The 20,992-nt window shown below is 65.4% G+C and carries 20 protein-coding genes; 17 read left to right on the forward strand and 3 right to left on the reverse strand.

Features of this window, described 5'->3' with window-relative positions; translation table 11 throughout:
- Positions 1 to 7: 7 nt before the first annotated feature.
- The 5 genes from RHO23_RS06890 (at position 8) to RHO23_RS06910 (ending at position 4,609) form a co-directional block, all read left to right on the forward strand.
- Positions 8 to 1,216: an argininosuccinate synthase gene (locus RHO23_RS06890; RefSeq protein ID WP_030098040.1), complete on the forward strand. Its 1,209-nt coding sequence runs from the start codon at positions 8 to 10 to the stop codon at positions 1,214 to 1,216.
- A complete protein-coding gene (argH, locus tag RHO23_RS06895) occupies positions 1,213 to 2,622 on the forward strand; it encodes an argininosuccinate lyase (RefSeq protein WP_070921922.1) in 1,410 nt (469 codons plus the stop codon). Before RHO23_RS06890 ends, argH begins: the two co-directional genes overlap by 4 nt.
- A 9-nt stretch (positions 2,623 to 2,631) precedes the next feature.
- Positions 2,632 to 3,405: a hypothetical protein gene (locus tag RHO23_RS06900; protein WP_423488849.1), complete on the forward strand. Its 774-nt coding sequence runs from the start codon at positions 2,632 to 2,634 to the stop codon at positions 3,403 to 3,405.
- Positions 3,402 to 4,028 carry a hypothetical protein gene (locus RHO23_RS06905; RefSeq protein WP_423488850.1) on the forward strand — a complete coding sequence of 209 codons (627 nt, stop codon included), beginning with the start codon at positions 3,402 to 3,404 and terminating at the stop codon, positions 4,026 to 4,028. The genes RHO23_RS06900 and RHO23_RS06905 overlap by 4 nt, the downstream gene beginning before the upstream one ends.
- A gap of 251 nt (positions 4,029 to 4,279) precedes the next feature.
- A complete protein-coding gene (locus RHO23_RS06910) occupies positions 4,280 to 4,609 on the forward strand; it encodes a hypothetical protein (RefSeq protein WP_423489186.1) in 330 nt (109 codons plus the stop codon).
- 1 nt (position 4,610) lies between these two features.
- Here the strand turns inward: RHO23_RS06910 and RHO23_RS06915 are convergent, their stop codons facing one another.
- Complete coding sequence (locus tag RHO23_RS06915; RefSeq protein WP_423489187.1) at positions 4,611 to 5,933, reverse strand: hypothetical protein; 1,323 nt, start codon at positions 5,931 to 5,933, stop codon at positions 4,611 to 4,613.
- Positions 5,934 to 6,114: 181 nt separating this feature from the next.
- Between RHO23_RS06915 and RHO23_RS06920 the strand changes: the two genes are divergently transcribed.
- The 3 genes from RHO23_RS06920 (at position 6,115) to RHO23_RS06930 (ending at position 9,879) form a co-directional block, all read left to right on the forward strand.
- Positions 6,115 to 9,087: an acyl-CoA synthetase gene (locus tag RHO23_RS06920; protein ID WP_057963946.1), complete on the forward strand. Its 2,973-nt coding sequence runs from the start codon at positions 6,115 to 6,117 to the stop codon at positions 9,085 to 9,087.
- Between the two features lie 98 nt (positions 9,088 to 9,185).
- Positions 9,186 to 9,665 carry a hypothetical protein gene (locus RHO23_RS06925; RefSeq protein ID WP_070940931.1) on the forward strand — a complete coding sequence of 160 codons (480 nt, stop codon included), beginning with the start codon at positions 9,186 to 9,188 and terminating at the stop codon, positions 9,663 to 9,665.
- Positions 9,666 to 9,675: 10 nt separating this feature from the next.
- Positions 9,676 to 9,879, forward strand: a complete 204-nt coding sequence (locus RHO23_RS06930) for a Trm112 family protein (protein ID WP_070917768.1) — start codon at positions 9,676 to 9,678, stop codon at positions 9,877 to 9,879.
- Here RHO23_RS06930 and RHO23_RS06935 read toward each other — a convergent pair.
- Positions 9,869 to 10,474, reverse strand: coding sequence for a TetR family transcriptional regulator (locus RHO23_RS06935; RefSeq protein WP_070917767.1), 606 nt, complete (start codon positions 10,472 to 10,474; stop codon positions 9,869 to 9,871). The two genes, RHO23_RS06930 and RHO23_RS06935, sit on opposite strands and share 11 nt — an antisense overlap.
- 89 nt (positions 10,475 to 10,563) lie before the next feature.
- On the opposite strand from RHO23_RS06935, the gene RHO23_RS06940 reads away from it, so the two are divergent.
- The 3 genes from RHO23_RS06940 to tyrS are packed head-to-tail and all read left to right on the forward strand — an operon-like array spanning position 10,564 to position 13,564.
- Positions 10,564 to 11,232, forward strand: coding sequence for a DNA-3-methyladenine glycosylase (locus RHO23_RS06940; protein ID WP_070917766.1), 669 nt, complete (start codon positions 10,564 to 10,566; stop codon positions 11,230 to 11,232).
- The gene (locus RHO23_RS06945; protein ID WP_064410281.1) at positions 11,213 to 12,250 is read left to right on the forward strand and encodes an ADP-ribosylglycohydrolase family protein; all 1,038 of its coding nucleotides are present in this window, start codon (positions 11,213 to 11,215) and stop codon (positions 12,248 to 12,250) included. The genes RHO23_RS06940 and RHO23_RS06945 overlap by 20 nt, the downstream gene beginning before the upstream one ends.
- Positions 12,251 to 12,262: 12 nt before the next feature.
- The gene (gene tyrS / locus RHO23_RS06950) at positions 12,263 to 13,564 is read left to right on the forward strand and encodes a tyrosine--tRNA ligase (RefSeq protein ID WP_070940932.1); all 1,302 of its coding nucleotides are present in this window, start codon (positions 12,263 to 12,265) and stop codon (positions 13,562 to 13,564) included.
- Between the two features lie 6 nt (positions 13,565 to 13,570).
- On the opposite strand, the gene RHO23_RS06955 is transcribed toward tyrS, so the two are convergent.
- A complete protein-coding gene (locus RHO23_RS06955; RefSeq protein ID WP_070941141.1) occupies positions 13,571 to 15,229 on the reverse strand; it encodes an ABC-F family ATP-binding cassette domain-containing protein in 1,659 nt (552 codons plus the stop codon).
- Positions 15,230 to 15,569: 340 nt separating this feature from the next.
- Here RHO23_RS06955 and RHO23_RS06960 point away from each other — a divergent pair, with 340 nt between their 5' ends.
- From RHO23_RS06960 to recN, 6 genes are read left to right on the forward strand one after another with little or no spacing between them, the layout of a single operon-like run.
- On the forward strand, positions 15,570 to 16,217 hold the full coding sequence (locus RHO23_RS06960) for a hypothetical protein (protein WP_030098026.1): 648 nt from the start codon (positions 15,570 to 15,572) through the stop codon (positions 16,215 to 16,217).
- A complete protein-coding gene (locus tag RHO23_RS06965) occupies positions 16,210 to 17,214 on the forward strand; it encodes an HAD-IIA family hydrolase (RefSeq protein ID WP_081349353.1) in 1,005 nt (334 codons plus the stop codon). Before RHO23_RS06960 ends, RHO23_RS06965 begins: the two co-directional genes overlap by 8 nt.
- A gap of 49 nt (positions 17,215 to 17,263) precedes the next feature.
- The gene (locus tag RHO23_RS06970) at positions 17,264 to 17,473 is read left to right on the forward strand and encodes a hypothetical protein (protein WP_030098024.1); all 210 of its coding nucleotides are present in this window, start codon (positions 17,264 to 17,266) and stop codon (positions 17,471 to 17,473) included.
- Positions 17,474 to 17,475: 2 nt separating this feature from the next.
- Positions 17,476 to 18,282 (forward strand): TlyA family RNA methyltransferase, encoded by an 807-nt coding sequence (locus RHO23_RS06975; RefSeq protein ID WP_064408727.1) that lies wholly within the window; start codon positions 17,476 to 17,478, stop codon positions 18,280 to 18,282.
- On the forward strand, positions 18,282 to 19,202 hold the full coding sequence (locus RHO23_RS06980; protein WP_030098022.1) for an NAD kinase: 921 nt from the start codon (positions 18,282 to 18,284) through the stop codon (positions 19,200 to 19,202). The genes RHO23_RS06975 and RHO23_RS06980 overlap by 1 nt, the downstream gene beginning before the upstream one ends.
- Before the next feature lie 2 nt (positions 19,203 to 19,204).
- On the forward strand, positions 19,205 to 20,974 hold the full coding sequence (recN, locus tag RHO23_RS06985) for a DNA repair protein RecN (RefSeq protein WP_070921928.1): 1,770 nt from the start codon (positions 19,205 to 19,207) through the stop codon (positions 20,972 to 20,974).
- The last annotated feature ends 18 nt before the right edge of the window (positions 20,975 to 20,992 follow it).

A 20,992-nucleotide genomic window follows, 5' to 3' on the forward strand; every position in this document is an offset into this window, starting at 1 on the left:
AGACGACATGACTAGCAGTGACCGCGTAATCCTGGCCTACTCGGGCGGGCTCGACACCTCGGTAGCGATCAGCTGGATCGGCAAGGAGACCGGCCGCGAGGTGGTGGCGGTTGCCATCGACCTCGGCCAGGGCGGCGAGGACATGGAGGTGGTGCGCCAGCGTGCCCTCGACTGTGGCGCCGTCGAGGCGGTTGTCGTCGATGCCCGCGATGAGTTCGCCGACGAGTACTGCTTGCCGACCGTGCAGTCCAACGCGCTGTACATGGATCGTTATCCGCTGGTGTCGGCGATCAGCCGTCCGTTGATCGTCAAGCATCTGGTGGCCGCCGCACGCGAGCATGGCGGCGGGATCGTCGCGCACGGCTGCACCGGCAAGGGCAACGATCAGGTGCGCTTCGAGGTCGGATTTGCCTCGCTGGCACCGGATCTGGAGGTGCTCGCTCCGGTCCGCGACTACGCATGGACCCGCGAGAAGGCCATTGCGTTCGCCGCCGAGAACGAGATCCCGATCAACGTGACGAAGAAGTCGCCGTTCTCCATCGACCAGAACGTATGGGGCCGTGCGGTGGAAACCGGTTTCCTGGAAGACCTTTGGAATGCCCCGACCAAGGACGTGTACGACTACACCGAGGACCCGACCCTCAACTGGGGCGCACCCGACGAGCTGATCATCACCTTCGACAAGGGTGTGCCCACCGCGATCGACGGCAACCCGGTCACCGTGTTGGAAGCCATCGTGGAGCTCAACCGGCGTGCCGGGGCGCAGGGTGTGGGCCGTCTCGACGTCGTCGAGGATCGATTGGTCGGCATCAAGAGCCGTGAAATCTATGAGGCCCCAGGCGCGATGGTCCTCATCACCGCGCATGAGGAGCTCGAGCACGTCACCCTGGAGCGTGAGCTTGGCCGGTACAAGCGGCACACCGACCAGAAATGGGCCGAGCTGGTCTATGACGGTCTGTGGTACTCGCCGCTGAAGCGCTCACTGGAGGCGTTCGTCGCGGACACCCAGCAGCATGTCTCCGGTGACATTCGACTGGTACTCCATGGCGGAAACATCGCGGTGAACGGTCGCCGCAGCGCCGAGTCTCTGTACGACTTCAACCTGGCCACCTACGACGAGGGCGACAGCTTCGATCAGTCGAGCGCCAAGGGATTCGTGCACATCCACGGCCTGTCGTCGAAGATCTCCGCACAGCGGGACCTGTCGGGCAAGTGAGCACCAACGAGGGATCGCTGTGGGGTGGCCGGTTCGCCGGCGGGCCCGCACCCGCGCTGGCAGCACTGAGCAAGTCGACTCATTTCGATTGGGTGCTGGCGCCGTACGACATTCGGGCGTCGATCGCACACGCCCGGGTGTTGCGCAAGGCCGATCTGCTGACCGATGAGCAACTGTCGGCCTTGGTGGACGGGCTGCAACAGCTGGACCGGGACGTCGCTTCGGGACAGTTCGTGCCGGCCGACACCGACGAGGATGTGCACGGCGCTCTCGAACGCGGACTCATCGAACGTGTCGGAGCCGATGTGGGTGGTCGTCTGCGCGCCGGTCGCTCCCGAAATGATCAGGTGGCCACGCTGTTCCGGATGTGGCTGCGCGATGCGTCCGGGCGGGTGTCCGACGGCGTGCTCGACGTGGTGCAGGCCCTGGCCGATCAGGCCGGTGCACATCCCGAGGCGATTATGCCGGGCAAGACTCATCTGCAGGCCGCGCAACCGGTACTGCTGGCACACCATCTGCTCGCGCATGCACAGCCACTGCTGCGTGATGTGGACCGACTCGTCGACTGGGACCGGCGTACGGCCGTCTCACCCTACGGGGCCGGCGCACTGGCGGGGTCCTCGCTAGGCCTGGACCCGGACACCATCGCGTTGGATCTGGGATTCACTGCGGCCATGGATAATTCGATCGATGCGACGTCGGCCCGCGATTTCGCGGCCGAGGCCGCCTTCGTCTTCGCCATGATCGCCGTCGATCTGTCGCGCCTCTCCGAGGACATTATTCTCTGGAGCACAACAGAATTCGGCTATGCCGAACTCGACGATTCCTGGTCTACCGGTAGCTCGATCATGCCGCAGAAGAAGAATCCTGATATTGCTGAGCTGGCCCGCGGTAAATCGGGGCGCCTGATCGGAAACCTCACCGGCCTCCTCGCCACCTTGAAGGCGCAGCCGCTGGCCTACAACCGTGATCTGCAGGAGGACAAGGAACCGCTGTTCGATTCGGTGGCGCAGCTGGAACTCCTGCTGCCCGCGATGGCCGGCCTGGTCGCGACCCTGCGGTTCCGCACCGAGCGCATGGCGGCCCTCGCCCCGGCGGGGTTCACCCTGGCCACCGATCTGGCCGAGTGGATGGTGCGCCAGGGCGTACCGTTCCGCGTCGCGCATGAGGCGGCAGGGGAGGCGGTTCGTGTCGCCGAGGCCCGCGGGGCCGGCCTGGAGGATCTCACCGATGCCGAACTCGCGGCCATCCACCCGGACCTGACGGGACAGGTGCGCGCCGTGCTCACCACGACGGGATCGGTCGCCTCCCGCAGTGCCCGTGGCGGCACCGCACCGGAACGCGTTGCTGAGCAGCGTGAACTGGTGCTGGCCCGTCTCAACGTGCTGCGCGGTCAGAGCCGCTAATATCCAGCCATGGACGGCGAGCCGGACCCGACATCGTCGGGCCCCGGTCCGGGGGGAGATATACCGGACGACCCGAACGCGGCGTGGCGCCGCCCGGTGGGCACTGAACCGCCGCAGGCCGGCGTCGCGATCGAGGAGAGCCCAACGCGGTCGGCACCACATGGTGTGATCGGTCGGACCATCGATTGGGTCCGTACGTGGTGGAACGACCTTGAGTTCGTGCAGATGTGGCATGTGGTCACAGTGCTCGCGATTGCGACGACCGCCGGGTTCGGTGGCTTGGACGCCGTGGACAAGACTCCGCAGACATTCGATCTTGGCAAGCCTTTCGACAATGGTGAATTCACCATCACTGTGCAAAAGGCCGTTCTGCGATCGGAAATCGTCGGCGGTGGAGCGGTGATCGCAAAAGAGAAGCCGGGACGCATGTATCTTGCGGTCCTCGCGGAGGTCACCAACAACTCCGATCGCGTCGACGTGGTCAGCAGCCAGTTTTCCCTGCCGAATGTGCCCGATGTACAAGACATTTCTCAGTTCCAGGGCCAGCGCGCCGTGACTCTCCGGATCGAAGACGGCAGCTTTTTGGTCGGGCTGCAACCTGATATCACCGAGAAGGTGGCGGTGGTGTGGAGCGTCCCTTCTGCCGCTGTACTACCCGGATCCACGGTGTCGGTTCAGGTGCCATACCGGAAATTTAGCCGTGGCCTGGTGCTCTATGGCGAGGGCTGGGTTGATGACGGCAAGAGCGCAACCACCAGTGTGCCTGTGGAGGTGTCTTCGTGAACGTCCCGAAGAAACTCTTGCCTTTCCGGGCCTCCTCGCCGCTTCTGCGCGTATCCGTGACGGCTGCGGTGGTGGCTGTTTTACTTTCTGCCTCCGTCTACGTCTGGAATCGCCTTCCTTCAGCCGCCGAGACTCAAAATGCCTTTGATGTTCACGGCACGATGGGAAGTTCGGTAACCGGCCGGTTGTTCTCGGCCACGGTGACCAAGGTCGGGATCGGGCCAGTCGTCAAACACACCGGCTTTTCTCCGCGTCAGCGAAACATCAAGTCCGCCGGTCAATGGGTCGTCGTCAAACTCACCATCACATCAATGACGGAGGCCTCACAGGCTGACGCGATACTGGCGCTCGGCGATAAGGGCTACACACCTGACAGCCGACTTGAGGGATCCACGTTACTGGGTGCACGTCTGACTCCGCTGATCCCCGAAACTGGCGTTTTTGTTTTCGAGGTCAGCTCAAGTGCGCTTGAGGATGCCCGCTCAGCGAAGTTGTACATTTTCTACGCCGCCGGACAGTACAAGTGGGATTCACGGCTCGTGATCGATATTCCGCTCGACAACGAGCATGCACCCCGGGCGTCCGTTATCGCGCTTCCGAAAACGGTGGTGGGCAAGCAATGAGCGAAATGCAAACCAGCACCGATGCCCCGCGGCACCGACGCGAGCACGCCCCGGACCAACTGCCGTTACGTTCGCGCCTGTGGTTTCGCAATGCCGTCGCGGGAGTGATTGTGATCGCGGTGTTCTCCGGGGTATGGGCTGTCTCGTTCCGTGATTCGTGGCGGGACTATCGAGCGAGTGTGGTCCCACTCCATGTGATTGCGACCGGGCAGTCCGGGGAAGCATACGGACAGACGTGGCGCCTCGCCGGAGTGAAGCACCTCGGCAAAGCCCCGCACGGAGCCAATGGGGTCATTCCGAAAGGGGCGGAACTGGCGGTGGTCACGATAGAACGCTCCGGCCCCGTTCCTCAGAACTTCTTCTGTGACGGAAGAATCACTGACGGTGAGCATCAGTGGCCGGAGGCTCCGTTCCTGTTGTATACGGTGACGCCCCCAGATGGCGTCGTCGATCACTGCGACAAACCGGGAAACCTTCAGTTCAGTTTCCTGGTGCCCGACGATGTGACCATGACCGCTGTCGACCTGGTGAACCCCGTAGGTGGCGGTGCCCAAATCTTGGTCAGATTTGAGCTGTCTTAGTTCACCGATCGGCGACAACGGGATTTGCCGCGAGAGCGTCTTCCGATTCGGCTGGGTAGTCGACAACCTCGTTGTCATGTAGCGCCGCCGCTTCCGCCTCTGCCTTTTCGACGCAATGGGCGAAGACAGATGCGATGACGCATACCCTCAGGGAGGAAACAAGAACACCTGAAATCGCCGTCAATATAGGCGCGACACCATTCCAGAACGACAGCGGATGTGGGCCCAATATCCAGGCAAAACCACGGGTCAGATATCCGCCGACCTGCATTTGCGTGGTGAGGAAACTGTCGGACATGTCCAGCCATGCCAAGCAGAGATACACCAGTACATAGCCAGACAGCAGGACTAGTCCTCCGTGCAACACCAGGCGCGCCGAATCGACAATAGGTTTAGCGCTGCCGAACTGCGAGAGCAGCCAATCCTTGGCCTTACCCCTGGTCTGCTCGGACACCCTGCTAGTCACCCGACGCTGGACCTGATCTCGGGTGGGTGCGAGTCTGTTCGCCACCACCTGGCTGTCAATACCCGCCAGCCGCCGAAGCACTCCCCGCCAGCTGGCGTTACTGGACGAGCCATAAATGATGCCGGCGATAGCCAGCCAGATCAGCGGTACGGCCGCTGCTCCCCAGACGATATGCCACGCGTCACTAACAAAGCCCCAGAGAACCTCCAAAGGGCGAAAATGCGAGAACAGTTCGCTGCGCATTTCGTCAAACCAGACCACGATGCGGCGGTCCTTGAACCAGGCCGATGGGCTCAGGAAGAAGTTCACGCCCTTGCTGGCGGAGAAGGACAACACCAGGAAGACCCACAAGGCATCCAAGTACACCCTGATGAAAACAAACCACCCGGGCAGCCTGTTCTTGATGAATTTGAGGTTCAGTACGAGCCGTAGTGCAAATGCACCGGCGATCAGTACCCAGACGTAATTCGTCACCGGAACGTCCCCCAAGTTGACCACCTTGGTGCCGGTCGTCATGTGGGCGCCCACGCGGTGCCACATCGCCTTCTGCTCGTAGGTCAGCCAGTCGTCCTGGAACATCTTCCACGCCAGGTAGATAACAAAGAACGGCAGTACAACATTGGCGAATATGTCGACATTGCGCAGGGAGATCCTGGGCATGGCCGCCAGCACCGGAATCGCCGAGCGCAGGACCAGGAACATCGCGATGATCGACCCCAGCCGGGCCAGACCCGCGAAGGGCATCAGTAGGTCCACCACGAGATAGTTGTTCCACGCATATTTGGCCGCCAGCTCGATGACGATGTTGCGCCCCAACAGGCCCAGCAGATAGCAAGCGGCCAGTTGAGGCAGGTACATCACCCAGAGGCGCAGCGGTCGCAGCAACAGATTCCCCACCGCGCCATCGTAGAGCCTCGTATCACGGCGTCGCTTCCGATCCGGTGGCTGGGATTCGGTCAGCCCGATGCGCCCGCTGTGACAGGATATGCAGGCCCTCACCTGGGCAATATCGCGGATGATCGGTACCTAAGGAGCAGCTGTGTCCTTCAATCTCTCCTCCTTGACCAAGCCCGTCGCCCGCCTGGCCGCCACCGCGCAGAACGGGCTGGAGGTCCTGCGTCTCGGTGGACTCGAGACCGGCAGCACCGCGTCCTCGCACCAGATCATCGAGAGCGTCCCCATGTACCGGTTGCGCCGCTACTTCGCACCGGGGTCCTCCGGCGCCGAAGATGCCGGGCCCGTGGTCCTGATGGTGCACCCGATGATGATGGCCGCCGACATGTGGGACGTGACCCAGGACGGCGGCGCCGTCGGCATCCTGCACCGTGAGGGCATCGATCCGTGGGTCATCGACTTCGGCAGCCCCGACCGGATGGCCGGGGGCATGGAGCGCACCCTGTCCGATCACGTGGTGGCCGTCAGCGACGCCATCGAAACCGTGCATCGGATCACCGGCCGTCAGGTACACCTGGCCGGATACTCACAGGGTGGCATGTTCTGCTATCAGACTGCGGCACTGCGCAAGTCGCGCACCATCGCGAGCATCATCACCTTCGGTTCGCCGGTCGACGCGAACGCCGCCATGCCCATGGGCATGCCCGCGGGGCTTTCGGCCGATATCGCCGAGTTCATGGCCGACCACATATTCAGCCGGTTCTCCATTCCGGCGTGGTCGGCGCGCATCGGGTTCCAGATGCTGGACCCGGTCAAGACGGTGAAGGGCCGTCTCGACTTCCTACGGCAGCTACACGACCGCGATGCGCTGCTCCCGCGCGAGCAGCAGCGCAAGTTCCTGGCCAACGAGGGCTGGATCGCCTGGTCCGGGCCCGCGATCGCGGAGCTGCTGCGCCAGTTCGTGGTGCACAACCGGATGACCACCGGCGGCTTCACCGTCAACGATCGCGTGGTCACGCTCAGCGACATCACCTGCCCGGTGCTGGCAGTGGTCGGCGAGGTCGACGACATCGGACAGCCGGCCTCGGTGCGCGGCATCCTGCGTGCCGCGCCGAAGGCCGACGTGTACGAATACCTCATCCGCGCCGGCCACTTCGGTCTGGTGGTCGGCTCGACCGCGGTGGCGCAGACCTGGCCGACGGTGAGCCAGTGGGTGCAATGGCGTGAGGGCGAGGCGTCCAAACCCCCGGCGGTCGACCTCATGTATGAGCACGAAAGCGGTCAGCTCGACGGCGGTGGTGTGCCACTCACGTCTCGGGTCGCCCACGGTTTGAGCACCACCACCGAGGTCGCCATCGCCGCCGCCCGCACCGCGGGAGCGGCCGCCGCGGCTGCCAACAAGTCGGTGAAATCCATTGCCGTCGAGGCGGTTCGTACACTGCCACGGTTGACGCGACTGGGCCAGATCCATGATCACACCCGAATCTCGCTGGGCCGGTTGATGACCGAACAGGCGCGCCGCACTCCTCATGGTGAGAGCTTCTTGTTCGACGGCCGGGTGCATACCTATGAGGCGGTGGACCGCCGCATCAACAACGTGGTCCGGGGCCTCATCCAGGTGGGTGTGCGGCAAGGTGTCCGGGTAGGTGTCCTGATGGAGACCCGGCCCAGCGCCCTGGTGGCGATCGCCGCGCTGTCCCGCCTGGGGGCCGTGGCTGTGCTGCTGCCGCCCGATGCGGACCTGGAAGTCGCGGTGAAGCTGGGGGAGATTTCCGAACTGCTCACCGATCCGCCGAACCTTCCTGTCGCACAGGGCCTTCCCGTGCATATCTTGGTACTTGGCGGTGGTGAGTCGCGCGATCTGTCCATTCCGGACGACGGCTCGATCATCGATATGGAGCAGATCGACCCCGATGCCGTCGAGCTGCCCGGCTGGTACCGGCCAGACCCCGGGCAGGCTCGCGATCTGGCTTTCGTGATGTTCAGCGGATACGGATCCCGGCTGGTGCCCAAGCAGATCACCAACCACCGGTGGGCGTTGTCGGCATTCGGTACCGCGTCGGCCGCCGCGCTGACGTCCAATGACACCGTGTACTGCCTCACGCCACTGCATCATCAGTCCGGCCTCTTGGTGAGCCTGGGCGGCGCGGTGGCCGGTGGCGCGCGAATTGCGCTGTCGCGCGGGCTCAATCCCGATCGTTTTGTCCAGGAGATCCACCAGTACGGCGTGACCGTGGTGTCCTACACCTGGGCGATGATGCATGAGGTCATCGACGATCCTTCGCTGGCGTTGGGGGCGCACCACCCGGTGCGGTTGTTCATCGGATCGGGCATGCCGTCGGGGCTATGGCGGCGCGTCACCGAGAGATTCGCACCCGCCCATGTCGTCGAGTTCTTCGCGACGACCGACGGCGAAGCGGTGTTGGCCAACGTGTCCGGTACCAAAATCGGCAGCAAGGGGCGGCCACTGCCCGGCGGCGGCAAGGTTCGGCTCGCCGCATACGACCCCGTCGACGACGTCATCATCGAGGGGGAGGACGGGTTCGTGCAGATCGCCAAGCCCGGCGAGGTCGGTCTGCTCTTGGCGAAGCCGCCCGGTGATGTGGATCCGGCTGCTGCGGTTCGGCGCGGCGTGTTCGCGCCTGGCGATACCTGGGTGTCGTCGGAATCTCTCTTCCGCCGCGATGAGGACGGCGATTTCTGGATGCTCGACGGCCGAAACACCGCCATCCGTACCGCACACGGCGTTGTGTACGCCGAAGCCACCAGTCACGCACTGGGTTCGGTGAGTGCAATCGATCTGGTTGCGACATACCCGGTGGAGTCCGGCGAGGCCAGCGTCGCGGTGACCGCTGTGGTGCTTCGCCCCGGCGAGGCGATATCGCCGGCGGATCTCGCGGAGGCCTTCGTATCCGTGCCGATCTCGGAACGGCCGGACATCGTCAAGGTGGTACCCAATCTGCCCTTCAGCGCGACCTATCGCCCTTCCACCACACACCTTCGCGAATCGGGGTTGCCGAAACCGGGACGCCAGACCTGGTACTTGGACCCTGAATCCGGCGCGTACCACCGGTTAACCGCCGCGACGTACGACGCGCTTCAGGACGCCGCCCAGTAGCCCGCACAGGGCGCGCCAGCGCCGGTCCCATCGCCTTCCGCTGCTCATATGACGGGTTGTTGTTAGGCTGACGTCCGCGATACCGGAAGGAACTCGTCATGCCGACACGCCTACGTGCCCTTGCTGGCACAGCTCTGGTCTCCGCCGGCCTCTCCGCAGCCCTGGTGTTCGGGCCCGGTGTCGGCACGGCCAGCGCCGACGTATTGGACGACATCGCGCACGAGTACTCCACAGGAACCAGTGGTGGGCAGGTATCCAACCTGGTCCGCACCTCACTGCAGCTGCGTGCCAGGGGCGCCCAGGTCAGCTCGGCGCAGAACGACGCCCTCAAGGCCGCACTGGACAAACGCCCTAGCCAGATGCCGCTGATCAACACCCTGAAGTCGGTCATCGCAACCCAGTCCCAGTTCCTCAAGGCCGCGCAGAAGCCGCAGCAGCCCGTTCACATCGGCATCAGCGGCACCAACGGGTCGAACAACCCGAACGGTGGACCGCCGAACGTCAGTCCCGGACCGGGTATCGGCGTCAGCGGCGGCGGCGGCCAGCAGATCTTCAACGAGAACATCCCGCTGGGCTGACACCACCGACATGCCTCTTGACGCTGCACTTCTAGACATCCTGGTCTGCCCGATCGATCGCGGGGCACTCCTGCTCATCGGTGGTGAAACGGACGGCCTTCTCTATAACCCCCGTCTGCGCAAGGCCTACCGGATCGAGAACTCCATCCCGGTGCTCCTGCCCGACGAGGCCCGCGAGGTCACCGACGAGGAGCACCAGCGCTTCACCCAGTGAAGACCGGTAGCTCGCCGGTCAGATACCGCTGAATGTTCGGTCCCACGGCGAGGGCGATCTCCTCAGCCGTCAGCGAGGCCAACGGCTCAACCTCCATGATGTATCGCGCCACCAGAATCCCGGCCATCTGCGTGATCGCGAACTCGGCACGCAGTGCTCCGCTCCCGGCCGGGCTGTCCACGCGTTCGGCGATGATGTTGACCAGGACCTCGCGGAAGAAGACCCGAACCAGGCCGTCATCTGCGCCGCTGAGTGCCGACCGGAACAGTGCCAGCACGTTTGCGCCCAATTCCGAGTCCCAGAACGGGATGATGAGCCGCGGAATCGCGATTCCGAGTTCCTCGACAGGAATGTCCCACAGCGGTTGCAGCACCACCTGCGGATCGACCGGCAGCTGGACCACCTCGCGGAAAAGGTCCAGCTTCGTGCCGAAGTAGTGGTGGATCAATGCGGGATCGACACCGGCATCAGAGGCGATGGATCGCATGGATGTCTTATCGATTCCATTAGCCGAGAACAACTTTCGCGCGCTCGCGAGAATATCGTCGCGGGCGCTGCTCGTTCCTGGCCGACGGCCCGGCCGTTTGGGAGTCACGATGTCCGGGGGTGCAGCGTGACGGCGGACAAACCCGATGCCACCGCGCTAGCTAACTCACCGACGGATGAACTCACCATGGGATGAATATGGGCTTGTCTGCCACGGCTGTCAAGGACAATCGTGGGGTGAGTGCCGCGATTCTGAGGACCCATCCCGCCAAGGCCGCGGTGCGCCTGCTCGGCGCCACCATCGAATCGCGTGGGGTCCTCGCGGTGATCGTCGAGGTTGAGGCCTACGGGGGTGTACCCGATGGGCCGTGGCCCGATCCCGCCTCGCACTCGTTCCGCGGGCCGACGCCTCGCAACCGGGTGATGTTCGGGCCCGCCGGTCACCTCTACGTGTACCGAAGTCATGGAATTCATCTGTGTGCCAACGTGGTGTGTGGTCCGGACGGTGTCGCCGGCGGAGTGTTGATGCGGGCGGCGGCGATTGTGGATGGGGCACCTCTGGGCTGGCAGCGCCGCCCGACCGCCCGTAACGACGCGGGTCTGGCTCGCGGCCCCGGAAATTTGGGCGCCGCGCTGGGGATCACCCCCGAAGACAACGGCGTCGACGTTTTCTCCGCTTCCAGCCCGGTGCGGGTCGTGTTGAGGCGCAAGCAGAACGCCCAGTCGGGGCCGCGCGTGGGTGTCAGCACGGCGGCGGACCGTCCATGGCGATTCTGGCTGCCCGGATATCCGGAGGTATCCGTGTACCGGCGCAGTCCGCGCGCTCCGCAACCGGATACTGGTCCATATGCCTCGATTGACGTCTGAGGAGCCGGGCGGCGCCGCACTGCTCGGGGGTGCGCTCGGTGATGCCCTCGGCGGGCTCGTCGAATTCGACGCCATCGACCAGATCCGGCTGCAGTTCGGGCCCGGGGGCATTGCCGAACCTCCACCGGGGCAGCCGCTGCTCATCACCGACGACACGCAGATGACGCTGTTCACGGCCGAAGCACTCATCCGGGCGCGTCGTGCGCCTGATTCCGAGCCGGCCGAGATCGCCCACCGCGCCTATCTGCGATGGTTGCACACCCAGGGTGGCCAGGTGCCCGCCGAGGTTCTCGACGGCTGGTTGGTCACCGTCCCCGGGCTGCACTCGCTGCGTGCCCCCGGAAAGACATGTCTGTCGGCGCTGGAATCCACCAGTTCACCTGTCCGCGAGCGGGGTTCGCGCACACACCTGCTGAACAACTCCAAGGGTTGCGGGGCGGTGATGCGCGCGGCACCGGTGGGTCTTGCCGAGCCCGATCCCGTCAGAGCGTTCGAGCTGGCCGCTGATTTGGGCGCGCTCACCCATTCACATCCCAGCGGTTATCTCAGTGCCGGGGCTTTCGCGGTGATCATCAACCGAGTGGCGGCCGCAGCGACTCTGGCGGAATCGGTGCGCATGGCGCTCGATGTGCTCGCCGCACATTCCGGGCACGAGGAGACATCCGGCGCCTTGCGCAGAAGTCTCGAACTCGCCGCGCACGAGCGGCCGACTCCGGAACGGATCGCCTCTGCGCTCGGTGGCGGGTGGGTCGGGGAGGAGGCACTTGCCATCGGTATCTGGGCGGCTGCCGGTGCGCATGATTTCAAGGACGGAATCCGGTTGTCGGTGAACCATTCCGGTGACTCCGATTCCACCGGGTCCATCACGGGGAACCTCCTCGGTGCGATGTGGGGCGCACCGAGCCTGCCACCGGATTGGCTGGACCGGCTCGAACTCCGGGAGGTCATCGCGACCGTCGCAGATGACCTCCGCAGGCCTGCGGGACCACGATCGGATGAGCGGTATCCGGCACGCTGAACCCGATAAGGGATGATCGTTGCCGTGGTTTCCAACATTCTCGACGAGCTGACCTGGCGCGGTCTCATCGCGCAGACGACCGACCGCGACACCCTCGCGGCCGATATCGCGAAGGGGCCGATCAGCGTCTATGGGGGATTCGACCCCACCGCCGCAAGTCTGCACGCCGGGCATCTGGTGCCGCTGCTGACCCTGAGCCGATTCCAGCGGGCCGGGCATCGCCCCATCGTGCTGGCCGGTGGGGCGACGGGTCTCATCGGCGACCCGCGCGACACCTCCGAACGCAGCCTGCATGGTGCGGACACCGTGGCCGAGTGGGCTGATCGGATTCGCGGGCAATTGGAGCGTTTCGTCGAGTTCAATGACAGCCCCACCGGGGCCATCGTCGCGAACAACCTGGACTGGACCGGTCAGCTCTCCGCCCTGGAGTTCCTGCGCGATCTGGGCAAGCACTTCTCGGTGAACGTCATGCTCGACCGGGACACCATCCGGCGGCGCCTGGAGGGTGATGGCATCTCCTACACCGAATTCTCGTACATGCTGTTGCAGGCCAATGACTATGTGCAGCTGTACCGAAAGTACGGCTGCTCGTTGCAGATCGGCGGCTCGGACCAATGGGGCAACATCGTCGCCGGCGTCCGGCTGGCCCGCCAGCTCGACGGTGCCTCCGTGCACGCGCTGACCGTTCCGTTGGTGACGGCGGCCGACGGCACCAAGTTCGGTAAGTCCACCGGGGGCGGCAACCTCTGGCTCGATCCGGAGATGACGAGTCCGTACGCCTGGTACCAGTACTTCATCAACACCGCCGATGCCGACGTGGTGCGGTACCTGCGCTGGTTCACCTTCCTGACCGCCGACGAAGTCTCCGAGCTGGAGACCGCAACGGACGAGCGGGCACATGAGCGCGCCGCTCAGCGTCGTCTGGCCGCCGAGGTGACCACCCTGGTCCATGGTGAAAGCGCCACGCAGGCAGTCGAACTTGCCAGTGGGGCATTGTTCGGCCGGGGCGAGTTGGACCGGCTCGACGAGGGCACATTGACCGCGGCGCTCACCGAGGCCGGCAACGGTGAGCCTGCGCGGCTCGCCGACGGGGAACCCGACACCATCGTGGACCTGCTGGTGAGCAGCGGACTCTCGGAAAGCAAGGGTGCCGCACGCCGCACCATCAAGGAGGGTGGCGTCTACGTCAACAACACCAGAGTGGACGCCGAAGAGTGGACGCCCGGTGACGGCGACTACCTCACCGGTGGGTGGCTGGTGCTTCGCCGCGGAAAGCGCAATATCGCCGGGGTGCAGCGGGTACGCGGGTCGTAGATTTCGCTACACCCATTGGGGTTCAACGGATTCCTTCACCCTGCCGTCCACGCCGAAGACGAGGAAGCGAGTGAAGGTCCGCGCGAACCATCGATCGTGGGTGACGGCGATGACCGTGCCGTCGAAGGCTGCCAACGCATCTTCGAGCGCCTCCGCCGAATGTAGGTCCAGGTTGTCAGTCGGCTCGTCGAGCAGCAGCAGTGTCGACCCCATTAACTCCAGCAGCAGGATCTGAAACCGGCCCTGTTGCCCACCCGAGAGCGAGCCGAAGGTCTGCTCGGCCGACGGCGCGAGCCCGTAGCGGTCCAGGATCCGCGAGGCCTGCTCGCGACCGTGACCGGCCCGCCGTTCGTCCCCGTGATGCAGGATGTCGAGCAGCGTGCGTTCCATCAGGCCCGCATGATGGTGTGTCTGCGCGAACCACCCCGGACGTACCCGCGCGCCCAGCCGTAGTCGTCCGTCGTGGCGCACGGCTTCGGGAATCATGTCGCCCACCGGCAACTGATCCGGCTCGGGGTCACTGCCCCCGCACGCCAGCAGGCGCAGGAAATGCGACTTGCCGGTGCCGTTACCGCCCAGGACCGCGACCCGATCGCCGTACCACAATTCGGCGTCGAATGGCTTTGTCAGACCGCTCAATTCGAGGTTCTCCGCGATCACGGCCCGCTTGGCGGTGCGGCCGCCGCTAAGACGCATGCGGACGTTCTGGCGCAGTGGAACCGCTTCGGGTGGCCCTGCCTCATCGAAGCGGCGCAGCCGGGTCTCGGCCGCTTGCAGCCGGCTGGCCATATCGGAGTTGTACGCCGCCTTCTGCCGGTACATCAGCACCAGATCGCGTAGCGCCGAACGCTGTTCGTCCCAGCGGCGACGCAACTCGGCGAGCTTGGCGTTACGGTCGGCCCGCGCCTGATGGTATGTAGCGAACGACCCCGGGTGCACCCACAGTGTGGACCCGGCCCGGGTGGGTTCCAAGGTGGCGACCTGACTCGCCGCGTGATTGATCAGCTCGCGATCGTGACTGACAAACAGCACGGTCTTGGGCGACTCCACGAGCCTGTCCTCGAGCCAGTGCTTGGCCGAGACATCCAGATAGTTATCGGGCTCGTCAAGTAGTAGCACCTGGTGCGGACCGCGCAGCAGCGATTCGAGCACCAGACGTTTCTGCTGCCCGCCCGACAGCGTGTTGACCCCGCGAAATCTGGCCAGTTCGAACGGAATTCCCAAGGCAGCAGTGGTGTGTACGTCACATTCGGTCTCGAATTCATACCCGCCCACATCCGCCCAGTCGGCCAGCGCCTGGGCATACGTGAGCTGATCTCGTTCGCTGTCACGTTCCATGAGTGCCAGCTCGGCGCGGTCCAAACGTTCGGCGGCCACTCTGATGCGATCCGGCGCCACCGACAACAGCAGATCGCGGACGGTCGAGTCGTCACGAACGGAACCGATGAATTGCCGCATCACCCCGAGCTGCCCGCCCCGGGTGATGGCCCCGTCATGAGGATCGGTGTCGCCGGCGATGATGCGCAACAACGTCGTCTTGCCGGTCCCATTGGGGCCGATCAGCGCGGTTTTACTGCCTTCGCCTACCCGGAGGCTGACATCGTGGAGAAGCGCTCGGCCGTCCGGGCGGTGATAGCCGATGGCATCGAGCTGCACATGGCCCATGGATGAGCCGCTTGCGCGCAGACCAGCGGACATGGCGTTCAGTCTGCGTAATGGGTCACGTGGATCGCCACCGAATTTCCGGCGAAGGGCCTGTTACCGGCATACTCGCGCTGTAAAGGAGGTGCCCGTGGACCAGCGAGGACCCAGGCAGCAGGGGCCCAGAAAACAAGGCCCGAGTCGCCCCGCGCGCGATTCAGGCGCGCGGCGCGATGACCGCGGTGGCGGTGCGGCACGTCCGCGCCGGTCGGATGAGCGCAGCGGCGATCGCCCCCAGCGCAGTCAGGGATCCGGGCCCCGGCGCACGGATGAGCGCCAGGCGCCACGAAACTTCGGCCCACACATTCCTGACGAGGTCGAGGCCAAGCAGCTTGCGCCGGATGTCCGCGCCGAGCTGCTCAGCCTCGACAAGAACACCGCCGACACGGTGGCCCGGCATCTGGTCGTGGCGGGCAACCTGCTCGATGAAGACCCGGAAGCGGCGCTGGAGCACGCCAAGGCCGCCAAGAGCCGTGCGGCCCGCATTGCGGGCGTCCGTGAAGCGCTCGGTATCGCCGCCTACCACTGCGGGGACTGGGCGCTGGCGTTGTCCGAACTGCGCGCGGCCAAGCGCATGGGCACCCGCTCGCCACTGCTAGCCCTCATCGCCGATTGCGAACGGGGAGTGGGCCGGCCCGAACGTGCCCTCGAACTTGCCCGCGGAGATGAGGCCAAGGCACTTACCGGCGATGCCGCCGACGAACTGCGCATTGTGACCGCCGGAGCGCGCGCCGACATGGGACAGCTTGATCAGGCGTTGGCGGTGCTGTCGACCCCCGCACCCGATCCGAAGCGTGTCGGCGTGGTCGCGGCGCGGCTGTTCTACGCCTACGCCGACATCCTCCTGGCCCTGGATCGCAAACCCGAAGCAGTGCAATGGTTCCTGCACGCGGCCAACGCCGATGTCGAAGGCCACACGGACGCCGAGGATCGGGCAGCCGAACTTGCCTGACACACTTGCCGGCGCCCACGACTGCCTGCTGCTGGATCTCGACGGCACGGTGTTCCGGGGTTCCGAACCCACTCCGAATGCCATTGCCGCGTTGTCAGCCGCCGGCGATGCACGACAGCTGTACGTCACCAACAACGCCAGCCGGTCCGCACCCGAGGTCGCCGAACACCTCACCTCCCTGGGTTTCATGGCCACCCCCGGCGACGTTGTCACCAGTGCGCAGAGTGCGGCCAGACTGCTCGCCGAGGCACTTGAGCGTGACGATGCGGTACTCGTGGTCGGCACCGAGGCGCTGGCCGCCGAGGTTGCGGCCGTTGGCCTCACCCCGGTGCGGAGCTTCGATGCGGCGCCACGTGCCGTGGTGCAGGGGCACTCCCCGGACACTTGCTGGACCACCCTTGCCGAAGCGGCACTCGCGATCCGGGCAGGCGCGTATTGGGTGGCGGCCAATGTCGACGCGACGCTGCCGACCGAACGTGGTCTGCTGCCGGGAAACGGGTCCATGGTCGCCGCGCTGCGCACCGCCACCGACGCCAATCCGATCGTGGCGGGCAAGCCGGGACGTGCACTCATCGAGGACGCACTGGCACGCGGAAGCTTCGCACGGCCGCTCGTCGTCGGCGACCGTCTCGATACCGATATCTCCGGAGCCAATGCCGCGGACTTACCCAGCCTTATGGTGCTCACCGGCGTCAACAGTGCCGTCGATGCGATCTGGGCGCACACCTCGCACCGACCCACCTTCCTGGGGACCGATCTGGGTGCATTGCACCTCCCGCAGACCGAAGTACGTATCGAGCCGAAGCCGTCATGGCGGGTAACGGTGGATACCGGCCATGTGTCGGTTGGCGCCGTCGACGACGCCGGAACACCCCTGTCGCTGGCACAGTCACTGGCGGCCGCGGTGTGGGCAACAGGCTCAGCCCCGGCGATCAGGCCCATCGTGTCCACCGATGACCTGGCGGAACAGGCCTTGCAGGGGCTTTCTGCCGGATAGTGTGTCGTCGCCCCTGCCGCTCGGGGGCGATCCACTAGCCTTGAGCGCGATGACCACCCCGAACGATGTCGCCCGTCACGCTGCCGGACCTGATCCTGATGAGGTCAGGTCCCAGGTGCAGGCGCTGCTGGGTCAGCTCGACCCGCCTGCCGGCCTGGGCGAAACCGACGCCGAGCTGGATCTCGAAACCCAAGCCCAGGTCCTGGAACAGGCACATGACGTGTTGGTCCGAGCGCTGGAATCCGCGGAGCAGGGATAGTCATGGCCCGGCACGCCAGGGTCGACGCCGAGTTGGTGCGCCGCGGGCTCGCGCGGTCGCGACAGCAGGCGGCTGAGCTGATCGACGCGGGACGCGTGCGTATCGACGGCATACCCGCCGCGAAAGCCGCAACAGCCGTGCCTGCGACGGCTTCGCTTGTGGTGCAGGGGGAGGCCGAGGACAAGTGGGTCTCGCGTGGTGCCCACAAACTTCTGGGGGCGCTTGACGTCTTTGGCCCACAGGGACTTTCCGTCGAGGACAAGCGCTGTCTGGATGCCGGTGCCTCGACGGGCGGTTTCACCGAGGTGCTGTTGCGTTCAGGTGCTCGTGAAGTTGTTGCCGCCGACGTCGGGTATGGGCAACTGGCCTGGGCCTTGCAGTCCGACGACCGGGTCACCGTGCTGGACCGCACCAACGTGCGCACCCTGACACCCGAGCTGATCGGCGGGTCGGCACAACTGATCGTGGCCGACCTGTCCTTCATATCGCTCGGACTGGTACTCGATGCGCTGATCGCTTGTGCCACAGATGATGCCGATATCGTGCCCATGGTCAAACCTCAGTTCGAGGTAGGTAAGGAACTCGTCGGCGCGGGAGGCGTGGTGCGTGACCCACAACTACGCATCGATGCCGTGGTCTCTGTCGCCCGCCGCGCCAGGACGCAGGGTTGGCATACCGCTGGCGTGACGGCCAGCCCACTGCCCGGACCGTCCGGAAACGTCGAATACTTTCTCTGGCTGCGGAACACAGATTCCGGCCTGGATATCGAAACAGCAGTCGCCGATGCAGTATCGAGGGGACCCCAGTAATGAGCGAACGCAAGATTCTGCTCGTCGCGCACACCGGGCGCGATGAGGTTACCGAGACTGCCCAGCGTGTCGCGAAAACGCTGGGCGAGAACGGTATCGCCTTGCGGGTGTTGTCCGCTGAGGCCATCGATCGTGGCCCCGTCCATTTGGACCCCACCGAATTCCGCTCCCTCGGTGTCGATGTCGAGGTTGTCGACGCGGATGAGAATGCCGCCACCGGGTGTGAACTGGTGCTGGTACTGGGCGGGGACGGCACTTTTCTGCGGGCCGCGGATCTGGCACGTAGTGCGACCGCGCCGGTGCTCGGAGTCAACCTGGGCCGCATCGGGTTTCTCGCCGAGGTCGAGGCCGAGGCGCTCGATGCCGTGCTCACGCATGTGGTTGAGGGCACCTACCGCGTCGAGACCCGGATGACGCTGGACGTCCTGGTTCGCATTGGCGGCGAGGTTGTCGAGCGTGGCTGGGCGCTCAACGAGGTCAGTATCGAAAAGGGCCCCCGGCTGGGTGTGCTCGGCGTGGTGCTGGAGGTGGATGCCCGTCCGGTCTCCGCCTTCGGATGCGACGGAGTGCTGGTCTCGACGCCGACCGGTTCAACGGCTTACGCCTTCTCGGCGGGCGGACCGGTCGTCTGGCCGGATCTGGACGCAATCCTCGTGGTGCCCAACAACGCTCATGCCTTGTTCGCCCGGCCCATGGTGATCAGTCCCGCGTCCACCGTCGCCGTCGAGATCGAAGCCGATGGGCATGACGCGCTCCTGTTCTGCGATGGACGTCGAGAGATCAGAGTGCCACCGGGAGGACGCGTCGAGGTGGTGCGCGGTCATCAGCCGGTGCTGTGGGCACGCCTGGACAGCAAGCCTTTCGCGGACCGGATCGTCCGCAAGTTCCAGTTGCCCGTCAAGGGCTGGCGGGGAAGGTAATCGTGCTCACCGAGATTCGCATCGAGTCCCTTGGCGCGATACCCGCTGCGACCGCAGAGTTCGACAGTGGTTTGACCGTGCTGACCGGTGAGACCGGAGCCGGCAAGACCATGGTGGTCACGAGTCTGCATCTGCTCGGTGGTGCCCGCGCCGACGCCAATCGGGTGCGGGCGGGCGCCGATCGCGCCGTAGTGGAGGGCCGGTTTCTCACGACCGATCCGCTGGGCGCCGAACCAGCCGACGTTACCGAGATCCTGGATTCCTCAGGGGCGCAACGGGATGACGACGGTAGCGTGATCGCCGCGCGTTCGGTGACCTCCGACGGGCGTTCACGCGCATATCTGGGTGGACGCAGTGTGCCCGCCAAATCGCTGGCCAGCTTCACCGCTGGACTGCTCACGGTGCACGGGCAGAACGACCAGCTGCGGCTGATGCGCCCGGAGCAGCAGCTCGCCGCGCTGGACAGGTTCGCCTCGGAAGGGCCGGGCAGCATCGAGGCGCTGCTCACCACCTATCGCAAGCTGCGCGAGGAGTGGCTCACCGCGCGGCGCGACCTGATCGACCGCACCAACCGGGCGCGTGAGCTCGCGCAGGAGGCCGATCGACTCGGGTTCGCGCTCAACGAGATCGACACCGTCGATCCCAAGCCGGGTGAGGACGACCAGCTCACCGCCGACATCCATCGCCTGTCCGAACTCGATGCGCTGCGCGATGCGGCCGGCTCGGCACGTGGTGCGTTGGCGGGTACGGACTCGGACGGCGGCGATGACGATTCGGATTCGGCGATCGACCGCATCGCGAAGGCCAAAGGTCTGCTGGAAGCCACCGATGACGCGGCCCTGCAAGCCCTGGCGCCACAATTGGCCGAGGCGCTTGCGGTGGTCAGCGACGTCGCCCGCGAGTTGACCGCGTTCACCGACGAATTACCTAGCGATGCAAGCACACTCGAAGAGAAGCTGGCACGCCAGGGGCTGCTGCGTACGTTGACCCGCAAGTACGCCGCCGACCTGGGCGGGGTGATCGCCTGGGCGCAGGAGGCCCGCGGCAGGCTGGCCGAGGTCGACACCTCCGAGGAGACGCTTAACGCCATCGCTACCCGTGTGGATCGGCTCGCCGGTGAACTGGCTGTCGCGGCAACGGCTCTGAGTAAGGCGCGCACGAAGGCCGCGAAGGCGCTCGGTAAGGCCGTCACCGCCGAGCTGGCCGGCCTGGCGATGGACCGTGCGGTGTTCACCATCGCCGTGGAGCCCATCGCGGCCCGGGCCGATGACTCGGCGCCGTTGGTGCTGCCGTCCGGGCAGACCGTGCACGCGGGATCAGCGGGTACCGATGCCGTCGAATTCGGATTCGCCGCCCATCGCGACAACCCGCTTCTGCCGCTGGCCAAGAGCGCATCCGGGGGTGAGCTCTCCCGCGTGATGCTGGCCCTCGAAGTGGTGCTGGCCGCCTCGACCGTCGGCACCACCATGGTGTTCGACGAGGTCGATGCTGGGGTGGGTGGCCGTGCGGCCGTGCAGATCGGTCGACGGTTGGCCAAGCTGGCCCACACGCATCAGGTGATCGTGGTGACGCACCTGCCGCAGGTCGCGGCCTTCGCCGATATCCACCTCACGGTAGACCGGGTGAACAGCAAGGGCAGCGGTGTGCGCCGTCTGGATGATGAGGACCGGGTCGCCGAGCTGGCCCGTATGCTCGCCGGTCTCGGCGACTCCGACACCGGCCGGGCGCATGCCCGCGAGTTGCTCGACGCGGCCCGCTCCGAGCGGGGCTAAGGCTCCCTTCCCGCAAAC

The organism is Mycobacteroides sp. PCS013 (assembly GCF_049532645.1).
GTDB lineage: Bacteria > Actinomycetota > Actinomycetes > Mycobacteriales > Mycobacteriaceae > Mycobacterium > Mycobacterium gwanakae.